The organism is uncultured Agrobacterium sp., assembly GCF_913777885.1.
Lineage (GTDB): Bacteria > Pseudomonadota > Alphaproteobacteria > Rhizobiales > Rhizobiaceae > Agrobacterium.
Genome location: NZ_CAJYTV010000020.1, coordinates 1 through 3,993, shown reverse-complemented (window position 1 = coordinate 3,993; position 3,993 = coordinate 1). Strand labels below are relative to the sequence as shown.

The 3,993-nt window shown below is 55.3% G+C and carries 4 protein-coding genes; 3 read left to right on the top strand and 1 reads right to left on the bottom strand.

What is annotated here, in order from left to right; all coding sequences use genetic code 11:
- Positions 1 to 737: NADP-dependent isocitrate dehydrogenase (locus tag QZ869_RS19030; protein ID WP_296106677.1), on the bottom strand; the 737-nt coding region annotated here is incomplete at its 3' end.
- 214 nt (positions 738 to 951) lie between these two features.
- Between QZ869_RS19030 and QZ869_RS19025 the strand changes: the two genes are divergently transcribed.
- The 3 genes from QZ869_RS19025 (at position 952) to murI (ending at position 3,204) form a co-directional block, all read left to right on the top strand.
- Complete coding sequence (locus QZ869_RS19025; RefSeq protein WP_296036121.1) at positions 952 to 1,482, top strand: hypothetical protein; 531 nt, start codon at positions 952 to 954, stop codon at positions 1,480 to 1,482.
- A 77-nt stretch (positions 1,483 to 1,559) separates the two neighbouring features.
- The gene (locus QZ869_RS19020; protein ID WP_296036123.1) at positions 1,560 to 2,393 is read left to right on the top strand and encodes an RNA methyltransferase; all 834 of its coding nucleotides are present in this window, start codon (positions 1,560 to 1,562) and stop codon (positions 2,391 to 2,393) included.
- Entirely contained in the window at positions 2,371 to 3,204 is an 834-nt protein-coding gene (murI, locus tag QZ869_RS19015; RefSeq protein WP_296106675.1) for a glutamate racemase, read from the top strand. The genes QZ869_RS19020 and murI overlap by 23 nt, the downstream gene beginning before the upstream one ends.
- Positions 3,205 to 3,993 lie beyond the last annotated feature (789 nt).

The window sequence follows — 3,993 nt, the reverse complement described above, 5'->3', positions numbered from 1 at the left end:
TGTTCGTAGATGATGCCGGCTTCGTCGAACTGCGCCTTGAATTCGCTTTGGTAGACCTCTTCGAAGATGTCCTTGAAGCGACCATCATAGGCCTTCAGGATGGTGTTCTTCGTGGAGAGGTACACCGGCCACTTGCGCATCAGGCCGTAGTTCATGGACGCACGGGCGAATTCGCGGATGGAGTCGTCGAGGTTGTACATGGCAAGTGCCACGCCAGCGCTCGGAGCGTCGAACACGTCCTTCTCTATGACCTGGCCGTCTTCACCGACGAACTTGATCGTCAGCTTGCCCTTGCCTGGGAATTTGAAATCGGTTGCCTTGTACTGGTCGCCAAAAGCGTGGCGGCCGACAACGATCGGCTGGGTCCAGCCTGGGACCAGGCGCGGTACGTTCTTGCAGATGATCGGTTCGCGGAAAATGACGCCGCCCAGAATGTTACGGATCGTGCCGTTCGGGCTCTTCCACATCTGCTTGAGGTTGAATTCCTCAACGCGGGCTTCGTCCGGTGTAATCGTTGCGCACTTGATGCCAACGCCGTGCTTCTTGATGGCGTGTGCCGCATCGACGGTTACCTGGTCGTTGGTCGCGTCGCGGTTTTCAACGGAAAGATCGTAATATTCGATATCCAGATCGAGGTATGGCAGGATCAGCTTGTCCTTGATGAGCTGCCAGATGATACGGGTCATTTCGTCGCCGTCGAGATCGACGACCGGATTGGCTACCTTGATCTTTGTCATGAATTCCTCACCTTCGAGAGCGGTTGCGCCCAATCGAGCGCCATAAGGGCAAATATCCCGTGGCGCTATAGCATTGCGAGCCGTCAGAGGCAAAGCCGTCGGCCGGTTTTTTTGGCTTCACCAAAACGCGTTTGCTGCATTGCCAAAATGCGCTTGCTGATTAAATTCAGGCGAATCGCTTACGTTGGGTAAGCTGAAGTTTCAGGACGTCATCATGCAGAAGATTCTGCTCGCCATTGCCGCAATGTTCATTTCCTCCAGCGCCTTTGCCGCCGACCCGACCGAGCCAGTGAAGAAGGTTATGGACATCACGGTGAAGAACTGGTCCGGCGAGGCGGACGACTGGAAATACATCTTCGACGAAGATCTACTGACGACGCTTTTCAGCAAGTCCTTCATCGCTCAGTACCGCGAAGCCTCCAAGAAACCTGCCTATGAAGCAGAGTCCGGCGAGAAGGGCGACCCTTTCGGTTACGACGTCGTGACCAATTCTCAGGACGGTTGCCCGTTGCAGGACGTCAACATCTCGGCAGCGCCGCCCAAAGACGGCGTGAGCGACGTGACAGTCAAGTTCAAACTCTGGGCCTGCATGGATGAGGCAGAGATGAAGACGACGGTCGATCAGGTCAATTTCGATGTGATCGAGGAGGACGGCAAGCCGGTCATCAACGACATACACCGCGTTGGCGACGAGGGTCGCGATTCCCTCCAGCAGGAGATGACCACCATCATCAAAGGCGAATAAGCCGTCTTTCGCGCCCGCTTGCCTTTGATTTGCGCGGAAAACTGTGCCAGTGAAGCCTAAAAAAATGGAAGGCTACTATGGCAGGTACAAATAGCGATCTCGAACTTATTGCCGAAGGCCCGGCCATAATCCTGGTCGAGCCTCAGCTCGGCGAAAATATCGGTATGGTGGCGCGTGCCATGGCCAATTTCGGTCTTGCCGAGTTGCGTCTGGTCAATCCGCGTGATGGCTGGCCAAGTGAGAAGGCACGCGCTGCGGCCTCGAAGGCAGATCACGTCATCGATGCCACCAAGGTTTATGAGACGCTGGAAGACGCCATCCGCGACCTGAACTTTGTCTACGCAACGACTGCCCGCGAACGCTATGGTTTCAAGCCGGTGCGAGCGCCTGTTACTGCGACCGAAACTCTACGCGCCAAGTTCAAGGCGGGCGAAAAGACCGGAATCCTCTTCGGTCGCGAACGTTGGGGACTGACCAACGAGGAAGTAGCGCTTGCCGATGAGATTGTCACATTCCCCGTCAATCCGGCATTCGCTTCATTGAATATTGCCCAGGCCGTCCTGTTGATGTCCTATGAATGGATGAAATCCGGCATGGAGGATCTTGCGGAGACGGCGTTCGATTCCGTTCAGCAACGGCCTTCGACCAAAGCGCAGGTTTTCGGCCTGTTCGATCAGATCGAAGAGGCGCTGGATGCGCGTGGATATTTTCATCCGGCTGAAAAAAAGCCGAAAATGGTGGACAATCTGCGGGCTGTTCTGTCACGGCGTGGTTTCACCGAGCAGGAAATCAGCGTGTTTCGCGGCGTGATCAAGTCGCTCGATGCCTTTCCGCGCCGCTGGCCGAAAGGGGCAGGCAAGGGCGCCGAAGGCGAGGGGACCTCAAAGAATGGCTCTGGCGACAACGACTGACGTTTCTCTATCCAAGCCGATTCTCGTTTTCGATTCTGGAATTGGCGGGCTGACGGTTCTGCGTGAGGCGCGGGTGTTGATGCCCGAGCGAGGCTTCATCTATATCGCTGACGATGCGGGCTTTCCCTATGGGGGCTGGGAAGAGGATGGTTTACGCCAGCGCATCCTTACCTTGTTTGCTGATCTCCTCGAAACGTATCAACCGGAACTGTGCATTATTGCCTGCAACACCGCTTTCACGCTTGCAGGCGCCGATTTGCGGGAGGCTTTTCCCGATATGACGTTCGTCGGGACGGTTCCGGCCATCAAGCCAGCGGCAGAACGTACACGTTCGGGCCTGGTTTCGGTTCTGGCGACGCCCGGCACGGTCAAGCGGGCTTACACCCGCGATCTTATTCAGTCTTTTGCCTCTCAATGCCATGTCAGGCTGGTGGGTTCTGAGAACCTTGCCAGAATGGCGGAGAGCTGGATCAGAGGCGAAACTGTCTCCGACGAGGCGGTGCTTGCTGAAATCTCGCCCTGCTTCATCGAGGACAAGGGCAGGCAAACAGATATTGTCGTACTTGCCTGTACCCATTATCCCTTCATGGCAAATCTGTTTCGCAAGCTTGCGCCGTGGCCGGTGGACTGGCTCGATCCTGCCGAAGCCATTGCCCGGCAAGCGCGCCGCAAGGTAGAGGTGTTGCCGGGCGTGGACCACCCGGAAGGCTTCGATTTTGCGGTTTTCACTTCTGGTCGTCCGGATTTCACCACACGACGATTAATGCAGGGCTTCGGTTTGAGGACAGCGTCAGGTAAAGATCGCGCCTAAATCCGCCGGTTTTGTCGGTCATTCGTATGTTCTTATCCTTTGATGTGACATTTTTGCACTCACAAACCGTTGATTGATACAATTCGAGATTGAACCTCTTGCGGATAGACCGGAGCTGTGTCACAAAAATCAGGCCCGTAACTCAAAAACAGGAGGCGTTGAATGACCACATTTAAGCACACTCGCCTCTATGGGCCCGTTTCCTCCGTATCTCCGGTATCTTCCGGACATTTGCTGCGCGGAAACCGACGCGGAATGGCGATTTAAGCTTTTCGCGGCCTTATCAGGCTTTTCACTATACATCACGGTGTGTCGACTAGTCCTCTGAACGCGTAGGCTTTTCTACGCAGGCAGTTTCCGCACGCCTTTTTTCATCACAAGAGGACCTGGTTGCTTTTCTGCGCCGGGACGGATGACTTATGTCTAAACAACAATCTTTGAGTGTAAATGATCTATCGAAAGCCGTTGACGAACTGGTTCGGACCTTTGGCGTTGGAGCCACCTTGAAAGCGGTGCTGCTTGGTATGCTGACCCGTCAGCGGACAAAAAATCATGCGGCGCACCTGTCGGATCGCATGAGACGCGACGTTGGCCTCCCTGTCAGAGAGCCTGTGCCGGGCGAGCCACTCGTGCCGCCCTGGTTTCCGCGGTTCTAAAGCGATCTAGAGCGTTTCCTTGTTAAATAGAAACGTTCTGCCGGAGCAGGTTTTCGTCAGGGCAAAGGCGATTGGCGAAGGGCATACCCAAAGGTACGGTCGAGCCGATCGCCTTTGAGCCTGGCGGAAAGAT

Coding starts and splice junctions, on each gene's coding strand:
- murI (WP_296106675.1), top strand. CDS start 2,371: ATGGCTCTGGCGACAACGACTGACGTTTCTCTATCCAAGCCGATTCTC.
- QZ869_RS19025 (WP_296036121.1), top strand. CDS start 952: ATGCAGAAGATTCTGCTCGCCATTGCCGCAATGTTCATTTCCTCCAGC.
- QZ869_RS19020 (WP_296036123.1), top strand. CDS start 1,560: ATGGCAGGTACAAATAGCGATCTCGAACTTATTGCCGAAGGCCCGGCC.